Raw genomic sequence first — 13,336 nt, 5'->3', positions numbered from 1 at the left:
AACCACGTAGCCGCGTGGCTTTGCGCGGCTCATTCGCCGGTGTGCCGTGCAAATTTACCTGCCCATCGCCGAGTTGCCCGTGAACATGTTCATGATTTTCGGGATGGGCGGGGCCGTGGGGTTCCTGTCGGGGCTGTTCGGCATTGGCGGCGGGTTCCTGCTGACACCTCTCCTGATCTTTTCCGGCATTCCCCCGGCGGTCGCGGTCGCCACGGTAACGAGCCAGGTGGTGGCCTCGTCGACCTCCGGCGTGCTTGCCTATTGGCGGCGAAAGTCCATTGATTTCCGTTTGGCCTCGATGCTGCTCGTCGGCGGCGTCGCCGGCTCGGCAATTGGCGTCTGGCTCTTCGGAATGTTGCAGACGCTGGGCCAGCTCGATCTCGTCATTTCGCTGTCCTACGTTACCTTTCTCAGCGCCATCGGCGGTTTGATGCTGTTTGAATCCGTGCGCGCGATGGCGCGGCGGCGCGGCGGCGCTCGGGTGCCGGTGCGCCAGCCCGGACGGCACAACTGGGTGCACGGCCTGCCGTTCAAGATGCGCTTCTACCAGTCGCGCCTCTATGTCAGCGTCATTCCGGTCATCGTGCTGGGTGGAACAATCGGCTTTCTCGGCACGATCCTGGGCATCGGCGGCGGCTTCATGATGGTGCCGGCGCTGATCTACCTGCTGCGGGTGCCGACCAATGTCGTCATCGGCACCTCGCTGCTGCAGATCATGGTGACCATGGCGGCGGCGACCTTCCTGCACGCCGTCTCCAACCAGTCGGTCGACATCGTGCTGGCGCTGACGCTGATGGTGGGCGGCGTCATCGGCGCCCAGTTCGGCGCGCGCATGGGGCAGAAGCTGCGCGGCGACCAGTTGCGCCTGCTGTTGGCGCTGCTGGTGCTGAGCGTTGGCGTGCGCTTTGCCGTCAACCTGCTGATGCGTCCGGAGGAGCTCTATTCGATCTCCGTCGTCGCGGGAGCGATGCCATGAGCGGGCAGGGGCATCCGGCGCGCCGGCTGGCGCTGGGCCTGGCGGTTGTCGCCGGCAGCCTCCTTGCGGCAACAACCGCGCGTGCCGAGAAGCTGATCGCGGCGCTGTCGGCCGACGAAGTGCGCATCCAGTCCAATTTCACCGGAACGACCCTCGTCGTCTTCGGCGAGATCGCCCGCGACGCCGTGACGGTGAGCCGGCCGGAACCCTACGACCTGGCCGTCGTCGTGTCCGGTCCGGAGCAGGTGGTGCGGACAAGGCGCAAGGGCCGGTTCCTCGGCATCTGGGTCAACCGCGATTCCGAGAGCTTCGGGCATGTTCCGAGTTTTCTCGCCGTGCACACGACGCGCGAGCCGCATGAGATGGCCTCTCGCACGCTGCTTGAGCGACATCGCATCGGCCTGCGCAACCTGAATCTGCCGATCATCGGCGAACCCGTCGCGCCGATGGCCGACCGCGCCAACTTCCGCGAGGCCTTCCGTCGCCTGCGCGTGACGAGCGGCCTCTATGCGGAGCGGGTCGATTCCATCGAGTTCCTGAGCGACGACCTGTTCCGCACCACCGTGTGGCTCCCGGCAAACATTCCCGTGGGCGAATACACGGTCAACACCTATCTGCTGCGCGGCGGCGCGCTGCTGGCACAGGCGCAGGAGACGCTGACCATCGGCAAGACCGGTTTCGAGCAGTTTACCTACCGCCTCGCCCACGTCTACGCGGCCGTCTACGGCCTCATCGCGATTGCGCTTGCCGTCTTCACCGGCTGGCTGGCGGGGGTGATTTTCCGGAAGGATTGAAAGGCGGGACTTTTCCGCAGCGGGCAGGGCCGGTGGCCGTCCGCTGCCTGCTTCACTCCGCGACGAGGCGCGAGCCGGTGAAGGGATAGAGACGGCCTTCGCCGAGCATGAAGACGGAGAACTCGCGTTCCGTGAACAACGGTCGCCAGGCCTGATCGAGCACGTTGAGCCCACCGGTCAGCACGCCGAAGGCCGGCAGCACCAGACGGCGGCCATCGGTGGCGAAGCACGGCCGGCGCACGGAGCGGCCGTAGCGACGGATGCGCGCGGCCGGATGCAGGTGCCCGGCGATCTCGCCGGGAGCCGCCTCTGGATCCGGCTCATGGCGGAACACCAGATTGCCGATGGCGATTTCCGCATGGGTTTCGCCGCACAGCAACACCGGGGCGACCGGATCGTGGTTGCCGGTGATCCACACCCATTCGCGTCCGAGTTGCAGCGTGGTCAGCATCGCCCGGTAGGCGGCGGGCAGCCGGTCGGACCCGTCCGGATCATGGAAGCTGTCGCCGAGCGCGACGACGCGCGAGGGTTGGAACGCCTCGATCACCTCGGCGAGCTTTTCCAGCGTCGCCGCGGTGTCGTAGGGGGGCAGCATGACGCCGCGACGGGCGTAGCTGGAGGCTTTCTCGAAGTGCAGGTCGGAGACGATCAGCGTGTTTTCGTCGGGCCACCACAGCGCGCCGCTGTCATGAAGGCCAACGATTTCGCCGGCGATTGCAATGTCGTGACACACGGGCGCGTAGCGTCGTGCTTCCACTTCGGCGAAAAACGGTCTCACCCCATTGCCTCCCTGACCAAGTCGTCGGCAGCGCCGGCGAGAAGCGCCTCCTGGACATTGCCGAGGACTGGCTCCTTGCCGATCTCGAGCATCACCGGAACGGCGAGCGGAGAGATTCGCGCAAGACGAGTATGCGCGATTCGGCCGCGTGTTCGGGCAAGAAGTTGGCCGAGACGGGAGATATCCAGAAGTCCCGTAGCGGCATCCTGCCAAGTCGCCTCCAGAAGGATGTGACCGGGTTCATGCCTGCGCAAGACGTCATAAATGAGGTCGGAGGAAACGGTCACCTGCCGGCCGGTCTTTTCCAGCCCCGGATGACGGCGCTCGATCAGGCCGGCGATCACCGCGCAGGTGCGGAAGGTGCGCTTCATCAGGCTGGATTCGGCAAGCCACGCATCGAGATCGTCGCCGAGCATGTCCTCGGCGAAGAGTTCGTCGAGCAAAAGACGCCCTGCCTCGATCTCGCCGCCAAGGTCGGACAGCGCCCAAACGGCCAGCGCATAGTCATTGGCGACGAAGCCCATCGGGTGCAGCCCGCGCCGCTCCAGCCGGCGCGTCAGCAGCATGCCGAGCGTCTGGTGGGCGAGCCGCCCGTCGAAGGGATAGCACACGAGATAGTGCTTTTCGGCGCGCGGGAACGTTTCGACGAGAAGCCCGTCGCGGTCCGGCAGGCGTGAGCGCAGGCGCTGGATCTCCAGCCATTCGCGCACCTGCCCGGGAAGGGCCGCCCAGCTTTGCGGGTCGGCCAGCATTGCCCGCACACTTGCCGCCAGATAGGTCGAAAGCGGGAATTTGCCGCCCTGATAGGAGGGGATCTTGGGGGAGTCGGTGCGTGCGCGCGACACATAGGCTTCGTTTTCCTGCAGCCCCTCGAAACGCAGGATCTCGCCGGCGAAGAGAAAGGTGTCGCCCGGTGCGAGCTGCTCGATGAACCATTCCTCGATCTCGCCCAGCCAGCGTCCGCCGCGCCCGACCGGCGTGCGCCGGCCTTCGGCCTTCGAGCGCACGAGGCGCACCTTCAGCATCGGCGCCTCGACGATGGTGCCGACGTTGAGCCGGTATTGCTGGGCGAAACTGGGGTGCGACAGGCGCAGCCGGCCCTCGCCATCGGGCTTCAGCCGTGCGTAGCGCTCGTAGGTCCGGAGCGCGTAGCCACCGGTGGCGACGAAGTCGACCACCCGGTCGAAGGTCTCGCGCGTCATCGCGCGGTAGGGCTCGGCCGAGCGGATCTCGTCGAACAGGGCTGCGGGATCGAACGGACCGGCGCAGGCGCAACCCAGAACATGCTGGGCGAGCACGTCGAGCGCGCCGTCGCGCAAGGCAGGCGTGTCCTGCGCCCCGGCCTTCGAGGCGACGAGCGCGGCCTGGCACTCGAGCACCTCGAAACGGTTCGCCGGCACCAGCACGGCGCGCGAGGGCTCGTCCATGCGGTGGTTGGCGCGGCCGATGCGCTGGGCGAGCCGGCTCGCGCCCTTCGGCGCGCCAACGTTGATGACCAGGTCGACGTCGCCCCAGTCGATGCCGAGATCGAGCGAGGAGGTGCAGACGATCGCCCTGAGCCGGCCATCGGCCATTGCCGCCTCCACCTTTCGCCGCTGGCCGACATCGAGCGAGCCGTGGTGAAGGGCGATGGGCAGGTTGTCTTCATTGGCGTGCCAGAGCGACTGGAACAGCATCTCCGCCTGCGAGCGGGTGTTGACGAAGACGAGGCTCATTCGGTTCTCGCCGATGAGCCGGTAGATGTCGCCAACCGCGTGGCGGGCGGAGTGGCCCGACCAGGGCAGGCGCTCTGCCGTGTCGAGGATGGAGATGTCGGGCTCGGCGCCGCCCTTGATCGTCACCACCTCGGCGAGGGTGCGCTGCGCATCGGCGTCGGGCGTCTGGCCGACGAGATAGGCGCGCAGGTCCTCCGGCTGGGCCACGGTTGCCGAAAGGCCGATGGCGCGCATGTCGGGGGAGAGCTTGCGCAAGGCGGCCAGCCCGAGCGCGAGAAGGTCGCCGCGCTTGGAGGTGACGAGCGCATGCAGCTCGTCGAGGATCACCGTGTCGACGCCTTCCAGCATCCGCCGGCCCTGGGCATCCGAGATGAGCAGCGCGATCTGCTCCGGCGTCGTCAGCAGGATATCCGGGGGGGCGTGCTTTTGGCGCTGGCGCTTGTGGGAGGGGGTGTCGCCGGTACGGGTCTCGATGGTCATGTCGAGCCCCATCTCGGCGACCGGCTGTCCGAGATTGCGGGCGATGTCGACGGCAAGCGCCTTGAGCGGCGAGATGTAGAGCGTATGGACGCCACGCGCTCCCGCGCTGCCCGGCTTCTTCCGGCCGCGCGCGGAAAGTGCGACGAGGCTCGGCAGGAAGCCGGCGAGCGTCTTGCCCGCCCCCGTCGGGGCGATCAGCAGCGCCGACTTGCGCGCCGCCGCAAGTTCCAGCAGCGCGAGCTGATGCGGCCTCGGGCTCCAGCCGCGCGCGGCGAACCAGCTTGAGAAACGCTCGGGCAGGCGGGAGGGGCTTGAGGCATCCATCGACCTCCACAGATAGGCGCTGTTCCGGCCGCCGTCGAGCGGGAAGAGGGCCGCTTCGGCGCGTCGGCCGGCGGAAACCGTGCAAAGCCGACCGACCTCGTTTCCAACGACCGGCATCGGCCCTAGATTGCCAGGGGAGAACGACGCAGGAGCCGGACGGGCGCATGGCGACGACGGGTGCCGACATTCTGACGCTGACCGCGGCGGGGCTCTACTGCCCGCGCGGCGACTTCCACATAGACCCGCTGCGGCCGGTGGAGCGGGCGCTGGTGACCCATGGTCACGCGGATCATGCCCGCGCCGGTCACGGCGCGGTGCTGGCCTCGCGCGAGACGCTGGCGATCATGGAAGTGCGCTATGGAGCCGATTTTGCAGGCGCCATGCAGGTCGCCGAGCCCGGACAGACGGTCCGTCTTGGCGGGGTGCGCGTGTCCTTCCATCCCGCCGGCCATGTGCTCGGCTCCATGCAGGTTCTGATCGAGAGCGCCGGCCTGCGTGTCGTGGTTTCGGGCGACTACAAGCGCCAGCAGGATCCAACCTGCGCTCCGTTCGAGTTGGTGCCCTGCGACGTCTTCATTACCGAAGCGACCTTCGGCCTGCCGGTCTTCCGTCATCCGCCAGCGGTCGGGGAGATCGGCAAGTTGCTCGCCTCGCTTGCGCTTTTCCCCGACAGGCCCCATCTGGTCGGGGCATACGCGCTGGGCAAGGCGCAACGGGTGATCGCCGAGCTGCGCCGGGCGGGGCACGAGCGGCCGATCTATCTGCACGGCGCGCTCGAACGGCTTTGCGCGCTCTACGAGGCGGAAGGCGTCGCGCTCGGTCCGCTCGAGCCGGTTGGCGGGCGCGGCCGCGAGCTTGCCGGGGAGATCGTGCTCTGCCCGCCGGGGCAACTGGCGGACCGCTGGTCGAGGCGCTTCGGCGACCCGGTGACGGCGATTGCCAGCGGCTGGGTGCGCGTGCGGGCGCGGGCCCGCCAGCGCGGCGCGGAACTGCCGCTTGTGATCTCGGATCACGCGGATTGGGATGACCTGCGCCGGACCATCACGGAGACCGGCGCGGGCGAGATCTGGGTAACGCATGGCGCCGAGGAGGCGCTGGTGCATTGGTGCCGCACTGAGGGGCTTGCCGCCCGGCCCCTCAACCTGATCGGCTATGGGGACGGCGAGGCCGAGGGGGAAACGGGTACAGCGCCCGTTTCTCCTGGGGCCGCAGAACATGAAGGGGCTAAAGATGGGTGACAAGAAAACCGACCGCGACGAGGCGGCGGACTCCCTGCCCGAGGACCACCGGCTGTCGCCGAACGGGGCAACACTTCCGGTCGAGGACGACGAGGATGCAGTGGGCGCGGCTCTCGAGGAGGCCGCGTTCAGTCTCTTCGACGACTACCGCGATGCCTTTGACGACTTCGACGCGGAAGGCATTGCCGACTGCTTCGCCTATCCGGCGGTGATCTGGCAGTTCGGCAAGGGCAACGTCTTCCAGGATGACGAGGAGCTGCTGGAGAACATCGAGAAGCTGCTCGCCGCGCTCGGCAAGGAAGGGGTGGTGAACTCCACCTATGAGGTGGTCTCCGGTCATCTGGAGGGCGACGCCGGCCTCGTCACGCTGGCCTGGAGCCAGAACGACGCCGACGGCGAGCCGCTGCTGGAGTTCGTCTGCCATTACCACCTGATCTATTCGGGAACCGACTGGTCGATCGCCATGATCGTCAACGAGCCCTGATCGGGGAGCGGGCCGGGTAAGATCCGCGCCGCCCGGCGCCGTTGCGCCGGGCGGGCCACGGCAAGGGGGAGAGGGATGCAGCGTTTCGCGAGCCTGCTCGACCGGCTGTCCTTCGAGCCGCGCCGCGGCGCCAAGCTGCGGCTGCTTGGCGAGCATTTTCGCTCCGTTCCCGATCCTGATCGCGGGATCGCGCTTGCCGCGCTGACGGGCGGTCTCTCCTTCCGCAACGCCAAGCCGGCGATGCTGCGCGCACTCGCCGCAGAGCGTGTCGATCCGGTGCTTTTCTCGCTTTCCTATGACTTTGTCGGCGACCTGTCGGAGACCATCGCGTTGATCTGGCAGCAGGGGGCCGCAGAGGTGCCCGAAGCGGGGGCGCGTGAAGCGGGGGCAGGTCCAGAGGCCGTGCCGGGCGAGGCGGCGACGGCGGAGCCGCTGCACCTTGCCGATGTCGTCGCCACGTTGACGCACGCCGGCCGCGCCGAGGTGCCCGGCCTGATCACCGGCTGGCTCGACCGGCTCGACGAGACCGGACGCTGGGCGTTGCTCAAGCTCGTCACCGGCGGGTTGCGCGTCGGCGTCTCCGCACGCCTTGCCAAGACCGCCGTGGCGTCGCTGGGTGCGCTTTCGGCCGATGATGTCGAGGAAGTCTGGCACGGGCTTGCCCCACCCTATGCGGAGCTGTTCGCCTGGGCCGAGGGCCGTTGCCCCCGGCCGGAAAGCGACGATCCGGCACCCTTTCGTCCGGCGATGCTCGCCCATCCGCTCGAGGCGCGGGACCTTGAAACGCTCGATGCCGCCGATTTCGTCGCCGAGTGGAAGTGGGATGGAATCCGCGTGCAGGCGGTTGCCGGGCGCGACCGTCAGGGGAGGCCGGTGCGCCGGCTTTACAGCCGCACCGGGGAGGATATTTCCCGCGCCTTTCCCGATCTCGTAGAGACCTTCGACTTCGAGGGCGCGATCGACGGAGAGCTGCTCATCGTCGAGGCGGGGGCGGTCCGTTCCTTCAACGCGCTTCAGCAGCGGCTGAACCGCAAGACGGTGACGGCGAAGCTGATGCGAGAGCAACCGGCCGCGATCCGTGCCTACGACCTGCTTGCCTGCGACGGGGAGGACCTTCGGGGCCTGCCATTTCACCAGCGTCGTGCCCGGCTCGAGGCCTTCGTCGCGGAGCTGGGCGCTGGCCGCATCGACCTGTCGCCGCTGCTCGACGCGCCCGACTGGCCGGCGCTGGCGGCGGCGCGCAATGCGCCTGAAACCCTGTACCCGGGCGCCGATGCCGCGGCCATCGAAGGGGTGATGCTGAAGCGCCGTGAGGCTCCCTATCTGCCCGGTCGGCCGAAGGGGGAATGGTACAAGTGGAAACGCGATCCCTTCCGCGTCGACGCGGTGCTGATGTATGCGCAGCGCGGCCACGGCAAGCGCTCGTCCTATTATTCGGACTATACGTTCGGGGTCTGGCGCGACAGCGGCGACGGGGCGGCGGAACTGGTGCCGGTCGGCAAGGCCTACTTCGGGTTCACCGACGAGGAGCTGCTCGAGATCGACCGCTTCGTGCGCGCCAACACGATCAACCGCTTCGGGCCGGTGCGCGAGGTGCGCCACGATCCGGATGCGGGGCTGGTGCTGGAGGTCGCCTTCGAGGGGCTGAGCCGCTCGACACGTCACAAGTCGGGGCTGGCCATGCGATTTCCCCGGATTTCGCGGCTGCGCTGGGACAAGCCGGCGGCGGAGGCCGACCGCATCGAGACGCTCGAGAAGCTTCTCGATGAAGGCAAGGAGACTTGATCGCGACGGCGTCCCGTCGCAGGGTGTGCCCACCTCGACAAGGAGCCCACAGCCGCCATGCAGCGCGTCATCGAATATTTCTACACCCATGCCTCGCCGTGGACGTATCTCGGCCATCGGGCGTTTCTCGACATGGCCGACCGCCAGGGCTATGCGGTTCGCTTCCGGCCGGTTTCGCTGGCCTCCGTCTTTCCCGAAACCGGCGGCTTGCCGCTGGCCCGTCGTCATCCGGTACGCCAGGCCTACCGGCTGATCGAGCTGCAGCGCTGGCGCGCCTTCCGCGACCTGCCGCTAACGCTGCAGCCGGCCCATTTCCCTGTCAATCCGGACCTTTCCGACCGGATCGCGCTGTCGCTTGCCGTCGAGGGCGGCCCGGTCGCCGACTACAGCGAGGCCGTTCTCAGGGCGTTGTGGGTGGAAGAGCAGGATATCGCCCGCGAGGCCGTGCACACGGCCATTCTCGGCAAGCTTGGCCTCAACGCCGAGACCGTGATCGCCCAGGCCGGTGAAAAGGCCGTCGTCGAACGCTATATGACCAATCAGGCCGAAGCGGTCGAAATCGGCGTCTTCGGGTCTCCGAGCTATGTGCTCAACGGCGAGATCTTCTGGGGCCAGGATCGCCTCGAACTGCTGGAAGACGCGCTGAAGAGCGGCCGGCCGGCCTACGAGCAGCCGTGAAACCGTGCGTAGGCGTGGCGGATACCGTTGGGAAAAGGATCATGGGATGCGCATGCGAGCGAACGCCATTGCCCTGGGGCTTGTTGCGGGCCTGATCGCCACCGTCCCCGCGCTGGCGCAGCAGGATCGGCCGCAGGTCGACAAGGACCGCTACGTGTTGGCGCCGGCCGGCGACATCTTCCTGCGCCTCGATCGCAACAGCGGCCGCGTCGCCGAGTGCAGCCGCCACAACGAGAGCTGGCGCTGCGTCGCCGTGCCCGATGCGCAAAAGGCAATGGAGGCGGAGATTGCCCGCCTCGGCGACCAGGTCGCGGCGCTGAAGGCGGAAACCGACCGCCTGCGCGCGCAGCTCGGGGAAGACCAGAAAGAAGATCCCTATGCCGACAAGCCCGACGGCCCGGGACCGCAGTTCACGCCTCGCGAGGAGAAGGAGCTCGATGAAGCCCTCGACTTCACGGAAAAGGCGATGCGCCGTTTCTTCGGCATGATGAAGACGCTGAAGAAGGAATACGACGGCCTGCAGGAGTGAGGCGGGGCGTCTGAAACGCCTCCTGAAAAGACAAAGGCCGGAGATGCGCGACGCCCGCGCCTCCGGCCTTTTCGGTGTCCTTGGTCCTCAGCCCCTGCGCGGCGGAGGCGCGTGGCTTAGCGCTTCAGCGTTGCCTTGAGGATCGCCGAGCGCACATCCTCGCCGAGCGGGACGGACTTGCGCGTCTCCAGATCGAGCGCCAGCGAAACCACGTCGCATACGGCAGCGAGACGCTGGGTGCGGGCCTCGAACAAATGGTGGCGAATGGTGAAGGTGGTGTTGCCCGCGCCGGTCAGGCCGGAATAGGTGACAACCGGGTCGCCCGGCTTCAGCGGCCCGAGCCACGAGAGCTTGAGCTCGGTGACGACGCGCCCGTGATTGCGCTCACCCAGATAGCCTTCCGTCAACGGCGTCATGTTCCACACATGCGGCGCGCCTTCCACGAAGCATGTTGCGGCGAACGTATCGTCGGCCCGCCCGTCCGGCCCGGCGTGGCGCGGCAGCACGGTGGCGCGGTGAACGATGCGCGCGCCGGCGCTTTCGAGCTGACGTACGGTCGCCACGCCGATGTCGCCGGCGGCCGAGAGCCCGCGCGGCAGTGCCTGGTCGGGCATCGCGGCGCTGACATCCTGGAAGCGGCGACGCAGCTCGCGCGCCATGCTGTCCGCCGGCGCGTAGCCGTCGATGGCGGTCGCGGCGAGCGAGTTGTCGGCGGTGCGGCGCAGCTCGTGCACGACGGTGAGCATATAGGGACCGTCGAAGGCGACATGGCTGGTCATCACCAGCGCATCGCCCGCCAGCAACTCGTTGTGGAAGCGCATGTGCCGCGCCCGGCGCGGGCCGGCGACGGCGTCGGTCAGGCCGCTCTGGAGGCGGAACTGCCGGTCGGCCTCCTCGAAGCGGCTCAGGTAGAACTGGACGTTGAGGTGATCGTTTTCATCGCACTCCCAGCAATTCACGAAGGAAAACAACGTTTCTAAAGCGGACATCAGGTGTTGCTCCAAGAGCTTTCAAAGGTTTGAATTACGTTGGCGGGTCAGGAAACGGCTCTGGGAAGCGAGCCGAGGAAGGTGTCGATTGCGGCGTTGCTTTGCCGCGCGATCGCGAGGTCGAAGCGCTGGAACACATGGCAGCCGCCCGGATAGACGGCAAGTTCGACCGTGTTGCCGGCCGCGCGCCAGCGCTCGGCCATGAACAGCGTATCGTCGAGGAGGGGATCCTCGGTTCCGATGGCGAAATGAGCCGGCATCAAGCCGCTAAGATCGGCCATCAGCGGGGAGATATCCGGCGCATCGGGGCTCTGGCCGTCGGCCAGATAGTGGCGCACGAACATGGTGAGGTCGCGCGTGTTGAGCACCAGCTTGGGGTCTCCCCAGGCCCGGGCGCTGGGCGTCAGGCGCAGGTCGAAGCACCCGCAGGCGAAAACGGCCCCGAGGAAAAGCTGGCCAAGACCATGCCGGTCGCGCAGCCGCAACACGGTTGCGGCGGCCAGGTTGGCTCCCGCAGACTCGCCGCCGATGGCGAAGCGCGCGGCGCCGAATTCCGCCGCGCCCTCGGCCTGCAGCCACAAGGCGGCCGCCTCGCAGTCGTCGGGCGCCTGCGGATAGGGGTGCTCGGGTGCGAGACGGTACTCGCAGGAGACGACCGTCAGGCCAGTGTTGTCGGCGATTTCGGCAAGGCGCGGATCCTGCTCGTCCGCGCCACCCAGCGTCCAGCCGCCGCCGTGCAGATGCAGGAACGCTCCTTCCGACGGCCGCCCGCGCGGACGCAGGATGCGCAAGGGGATTTCCCCGTGCGGACCGGAGATAACCCGCGTCTCGGCATGATCGAGGCGCGGCGGCGTCGGAAAGGGGCCAAGCCCCTGCGCCCGCCGCTCGCGGATCACCTGCGGCGGATAGGACCACTGGTCCGGAAAGAGCGCAAGGCGGCGCAGGAGATCGCGGTTGAAGTCGCGGGTCTCTTCGCTGGCCTCGTCCCAGACGGCATAGACATCATTTGAAGCCATTCGGCCACCGCCCCATTTCCCATCGGTGTCGAAAGAAATTACGTCGTCAAGCTAAAGGGTACTGTTGTTTCTGCCAAGCCCTGCCAGCGGCTGGAGCGTGCGCGTGAGAGAGCCGGCAAGGTGCAACCGCAGAAATCGGCGCTGGATTCGCAAGTTGTATTCTACCCGCAGCTTGCGCGGGCGCTTTCACCTTCGCATACTCGCATCGGAGAATGGAGGTTGGGAAGCCATGAGGCAACCGCGCGGGAGCGAATCGCCTGAAGTCTGGACCTTCGAGGACGATGGTCTCGACCTGCGCCAGCGCATGGGGCGGCTTGTCCTGGCGACGCGCGGGCGCGGTGTCTACGGGCTGAGCCGGATCCTTGACGGCTGGCTCGACGAGCAGGGCCTGCGCGACGGCGAACTCAGTCTGTTCCTGCGCCACACCACGGCCTCTCTGACGATCCAGGAGAACGCCGATCCCGACGTCCAGGCCGATCTCGTCGACGCACTGTCGCGCCTCGCGCCCGAGGGGCCGCAATGGCGCCACCAGACCGAGGGCCGCGACGACATGCCGGCCCACGTCAAGTCCGCGCTGACGGGCGTCACGCTGCATGTCCCGGTGGTCGCCTGCCGGCTCGACCTGGGCACCTGGCAGGAGATCTACCTTCTCGAGCACCGCGACGCTCCGCACCAGAGGTCGCTGACGTTGCGCTACCTGGGCACCTGAGCGACGGCGCGAAAAGAGAACAATCGTCACCCTTTTTTGACACACTGTTTCCGATTTGCGCACTGGCGATGGTGCCGGGCCTCCCGATATCGTAAGGCACATCCTTGCGGTCGAACCCAAGCGGCCGCGCTCATCGACGATTGCGGGCATGAGCCCTTCGGAACGTTTGGTCGCGAAGGGGCGATCTCGCTCGCCGCACGGACAAGGCAATGACAATGACCAGCCAGTTTCTCGACGCCCTGCGCAAGCGCCGTTCGCAGTATGCGCTCGGCAAGTCCATCCCGCTTTCGAACGACGCCGTGAGCGAACTCGTTCAGGAGGCGATCCGCCTGTCGCCGTCTTCCTTCAACTCGCAGAGCTCGCGCGCCGTCATCCTGTTCGGCGCCGAGAGCGACCGCCTGTGGAACATCACCAAGGAAGCGCTGCGCAAGATCGTGCCGGCCGAGGGCTTCGCCCAGACCGAGGCCAAGCTCGACAGCTTCGCGGCCGGCGCCGGCACGGTGCTGTTCTTCGAGGACCAGGACGTGGTGAAGGGCCTGCAGGAGAAGTTCGCCCTTTATGCCGACAACTTCCCGATCTGGTCGGAGCATTCCACCGGCATTGCCCAGCACGCCGTCTGGACGGTGCTTGCCGAGGCCGGCATCGGCGCCAGCCTGCAGCACTACAATCCGGTGATCGACGAGGAAGTCGCCAAGACCTGGGCGATCCCCGCGAGCTGGAAGCTGCGCGCCCAGATGCCGTTCGGCTCGCATGAGGGTGGCTTCGGCGAGAAGACCTTCATGGACGACGGCGACCGCTTCAAGGTCTTTGCCTGATCAGGCAGGATCCAACTCCCCGCGAG

13 protein-coding genes are annotated in these 13,336 nt (G+C 67.4%); 9 read left to right on the top strand and 4 right to left on the bottom strand.

Annotation, left to right across the window (positions count from 1 at the left end; translation table 11 throughout):
* Positions 1 to 46: 46 nt before the first annotated feature.
* Entirely contained in the window at positions 47 to 976 is a 930-nt protein-coding gene (locus tag ACSLUQ_RS10595; RefSeq protein ID WP_417773548.1) for a sulfite exporter TauE/SafE family protein, read from the top strand.
* Positions 973 to 1,770, top strand: coding sequence for a TIGR02186 family protein (locus ACSLUQ_RS10590; RefSeq protein ID WP_417773549.1), 798 nt, complete (start codon positions 973 to 975; stop codon positions 1,768 to 1,770). Before ACSLUQ_RS10595 ends, ACSLUQ_RS10590 begins: the two co-directional genes overlap by 4 nt.
* A gap of 52 nt (positions 1,771 to 1,822) precedes the next feature.
* On the opposite strand, the gene pdeM is transcribed toward ACSLUQ_RS10590, so the two are convergent.
* Both pdeM and ACSLUQ_RS10580 read right to left on the bottom strand, forming a co-directional pair.
* On the bottom strand, positions 1,823 to 2,548 hold the full coding sequence (gene pdeM / locus ACSLUQ_RS10585) for a ligase-associated DNA damage response endonuclease PdeM (RefSeq protein WP_417773550.1): 726 nt from the start codon (positions 2,546 to 2,548) through the stop codon (positions 1,823 to 1,825).
* The gene (locus ACSLUQ_RS10580; protein ID WP_461808980.1) at positions 2,545 to 5,067 is read right to left on the bottom strand and encodes a ligase-associated DNA damage response DEXH box helicase; all 2,523 of its coding nucleotides are present in this window, start codon (positions 5,065 to 5,067) and stop codon (positions 2,545 to 2,547) included. Before ACSLUQ_RS10580 ends, pdeM begins: the two co-directional genes overlap by 4 nt.
* Positions 5,068 to 5,231: 164 nt before the next feature.
* Here ACSLUQ_RS10580 and ACSLUQ_RS10575 point away from each other — a divergent pair, with 164 nt between their 5' ends.
* From ACSLUQ_RS10575 to ACSLUQ_RS10555, 5 genes are all read left to right on the top strand, one after another.
* Positions 5,232 to 6,305, top strand: a complete 1,074-nt coding sequence (locus ACSLUQ_RS10575; RefSeq protein WP_461808509.1) for a ligase-associated DNA damage response exonuclease — start codon at positions 5,232 to 5,234, stop codon at positions 6,303 to 6,305.
* Positions 6,298 to 6,789, top strand: coding sequence for a nuclear transport factor 2 family protein (locus ACSLUQ_RS10570; protein WP_461808508.1), 492 nt, complete (start codon positions 6,298 to 6,300; stop codon positions 6,787 to 6,789). Before ACSLUQ_RS10575 ends, ACSLUQ_RS10570 begins: the two co-directional genes overlap by 8 nt.
* 75 nt (positions 6,790 to 6,864) lie before the next feature.
* Positions 6,865 to 8,574 carry a cisplatin damage response ATP-dependent DNA ligase gene (locus tag ACSLUQ_RS10565; protein ID WP_461808507.1) on the top strand — a complete coding sequence of 570 codons (1,710 nt, stop codon included), beginning with the start codon at positions 6,865 to 6,867 and terminating at the stop codon, positions 8,572 to 8,574.
* Positions 8,575 to 8,631: 57 nt separating this feature from the next.
* Positions 8,632 to 9,252 carry a 2-hydroxychromene-2-carboxylate isomerase gene (locus ACSLUQ_RS10560; protein WP_417773554.1) on the top strand — a complete coding sequence of 207 codons (621 nt, stop codon included), beginning with the start codon at positions 8,632 to 8,634 and terminating at the stop codon, positions 9,250 to 9,252.
* Positions 9,253 to 9,298: 46 nt separating this feature from the next.
* Positions 9,299 to 9,781 carry a hypothetical protein gene (locus ACSLUQ_RS10555; RefSeq protein ID WP_417773555.1) on the top strand — a complete coding sequence of 161 codons (483 nt, stop codon included), beginning with the start codon at positions 9,299 to 9,301 and terminating at the stop codon, positions 9,779 to 9,781.
* A 116-nt stretch (positions 9,782 to 9,897) separates the two neighbouring features.
* Here ACSLUQ_RS10555 and ACSLUQ_RS10550 read toward each other — a convergent pair whose 3' ends face one another.
* Complete coding sequence (locus tag ACSLUQ_RS10550; RefSeq protein WP_417773556.1) at positions 9,898 to 10,770, bottom strand: acyl-CoA thioesterase; 873 nt, start codon at positions 10,768 to 10,770, stop codon at positions 9,898 to 9,900.
* Between the two features lie 47 nt (positions 10,771 to 10,817).
* Positions 10,818 to 11,786, bottom strand: a complete 969-nt coding sequence (locus ACSLUQ_RS10545) for an alpha/beta hydrolase (RefSeq protein ID WP_461808506.1) — start codon at positions 11,784 to 11,786, stop codon at positions 10,818 to 10,820.
* A gap of 229 nt (positions 11,787 to 12,015) precedes the next feature.
* On the opposite strand from ACSLUQ_RS10545, the gene ACSLUQ_RS10540 reads away from it, so the two are divergent.
* Both ACSLUQ_RS10540 and ACSLUQ_RS10535 read left to right on the top strand, forming a co-directional pair.
* Positions 12,016 to 12,495, top strand: a complete 480-nt coding sequence (locus tag ACSLUQ_RS10540) for a secondary thiamine-phosphate synthase enzyme YjbQ (protein WP_461808505.1) — start codon at positions 12,016 to 12,018, stop codon at positions 12,493 to 12,495.
* Between the two features lie 215 nt (positions 12,496 to 12,710).
* Positions 12,711 to 13,310, top strand: a complete 600-nt coding sequence (locus ACSLUQ_RS10535) for a nitroreductase family protein (protein ID WP_417773693.1) — start codon at positions 12,711 to 12,713, stop codon at positions 13,308 to 13,310.
* Positions 13,311 to 13,336: the final 26 nt, after the last annotated feature.

This window comes from Stappia sp. ICDLI1TA098 (assembly GCF_054880955.1).
This window is presented reverse-complemented; position numbering and strand designations above follow the sequence as displayed.

What these genes read in the sequence shown, in the direction of transcription:
- ACSLUQ_RS10590 (WP_417773549.1), top strand. Translation starts at nt 973, where the DNA reads ATGAGCGGGCAGGGGCATCCGGCGCGCCGGCTGGCGCTGGGCCTGGCG.
- ACSLUQ_RS10580 (WP_461808980.1), bottom strand. Translation starts at nt 5,067, where the DNA reads ATGGATGCCTCAAGCCCCTCCCGCCTGCCCGAGCGTTTCTCAAGCTGG.
- ACSLUQ_RS10575 (WP_461808509.1), top strand. Translation starts at nt 5,232, where the DNA reads ATGGCGACGACGGGTGCCGACATTCTGACGCTGACCGCGGCGGGGCTC.
- ACSLUQ_RS10570 (WP_461808508.1), top strand. Translation starts at nt 6,298, where the DNA reads ATGGGTGACAAGAAAACCGACCGCGACGAGGCGGCGGACTCCCTGCCC.
- ACSLUQ_RS10565 (WP_461808507.1), top strand. Translation starts at nt 6,865, where the DNA reads ATGCAGCGTTTCGCGAGCCTGCTCGACCGGCTGTCCTTCGAGCCGCGC.
- ACSLUQ_RS10560 (WP_417773554.1), top strand. Translation starts at nt 8,632, where the DNA reads ATGCAGCGCGTCATCGAATATTTCTACACCCATGCCTCGCCGTGGACG.
- ACSLUQ_RS10555 (WP_417773555.1), top strand. Translation starts at nt 9,299, where the DNA reads ATGCGCATGCGAGCGAACGCCATTGCCCTGGGGCTTGTTGCGGGCCTG.
- ACSLUQ_RS10550 (WP_417773556.1), bottom strand. Translation starts at nt 10,770, where the DNA reads ATGTCCGCTTTAGAAACGTTGTTTTCCTTCGTGAATTGCTGGGAGTGC.
- ACSLUQ_RS10545 (WP_461808506.1), bottom strand. Translation starts at nt 11,786, where the DNA reads ATGGCTTCAAATGATGTCTATGCCGTCTGGGACGAGGCCAGCGAAGAG.
- ACSLUQ_RS10540 (WP_461808505.1), top strand. Translation starts at nt 12,016, where the DNA reads ATGAGGCAACCGCGCGGGAGCGAATCGCCTGAAGTCTGGACCTTCGAG.
- ACSLUQ_RS10535 (WP_417773693.1), top strand. Translation starts at nt 12,711, where the DNA reads ATGACCAGCCAGTTTCTCGACGCCCTGCGCAAGCGCCGTTCGCAGTAT.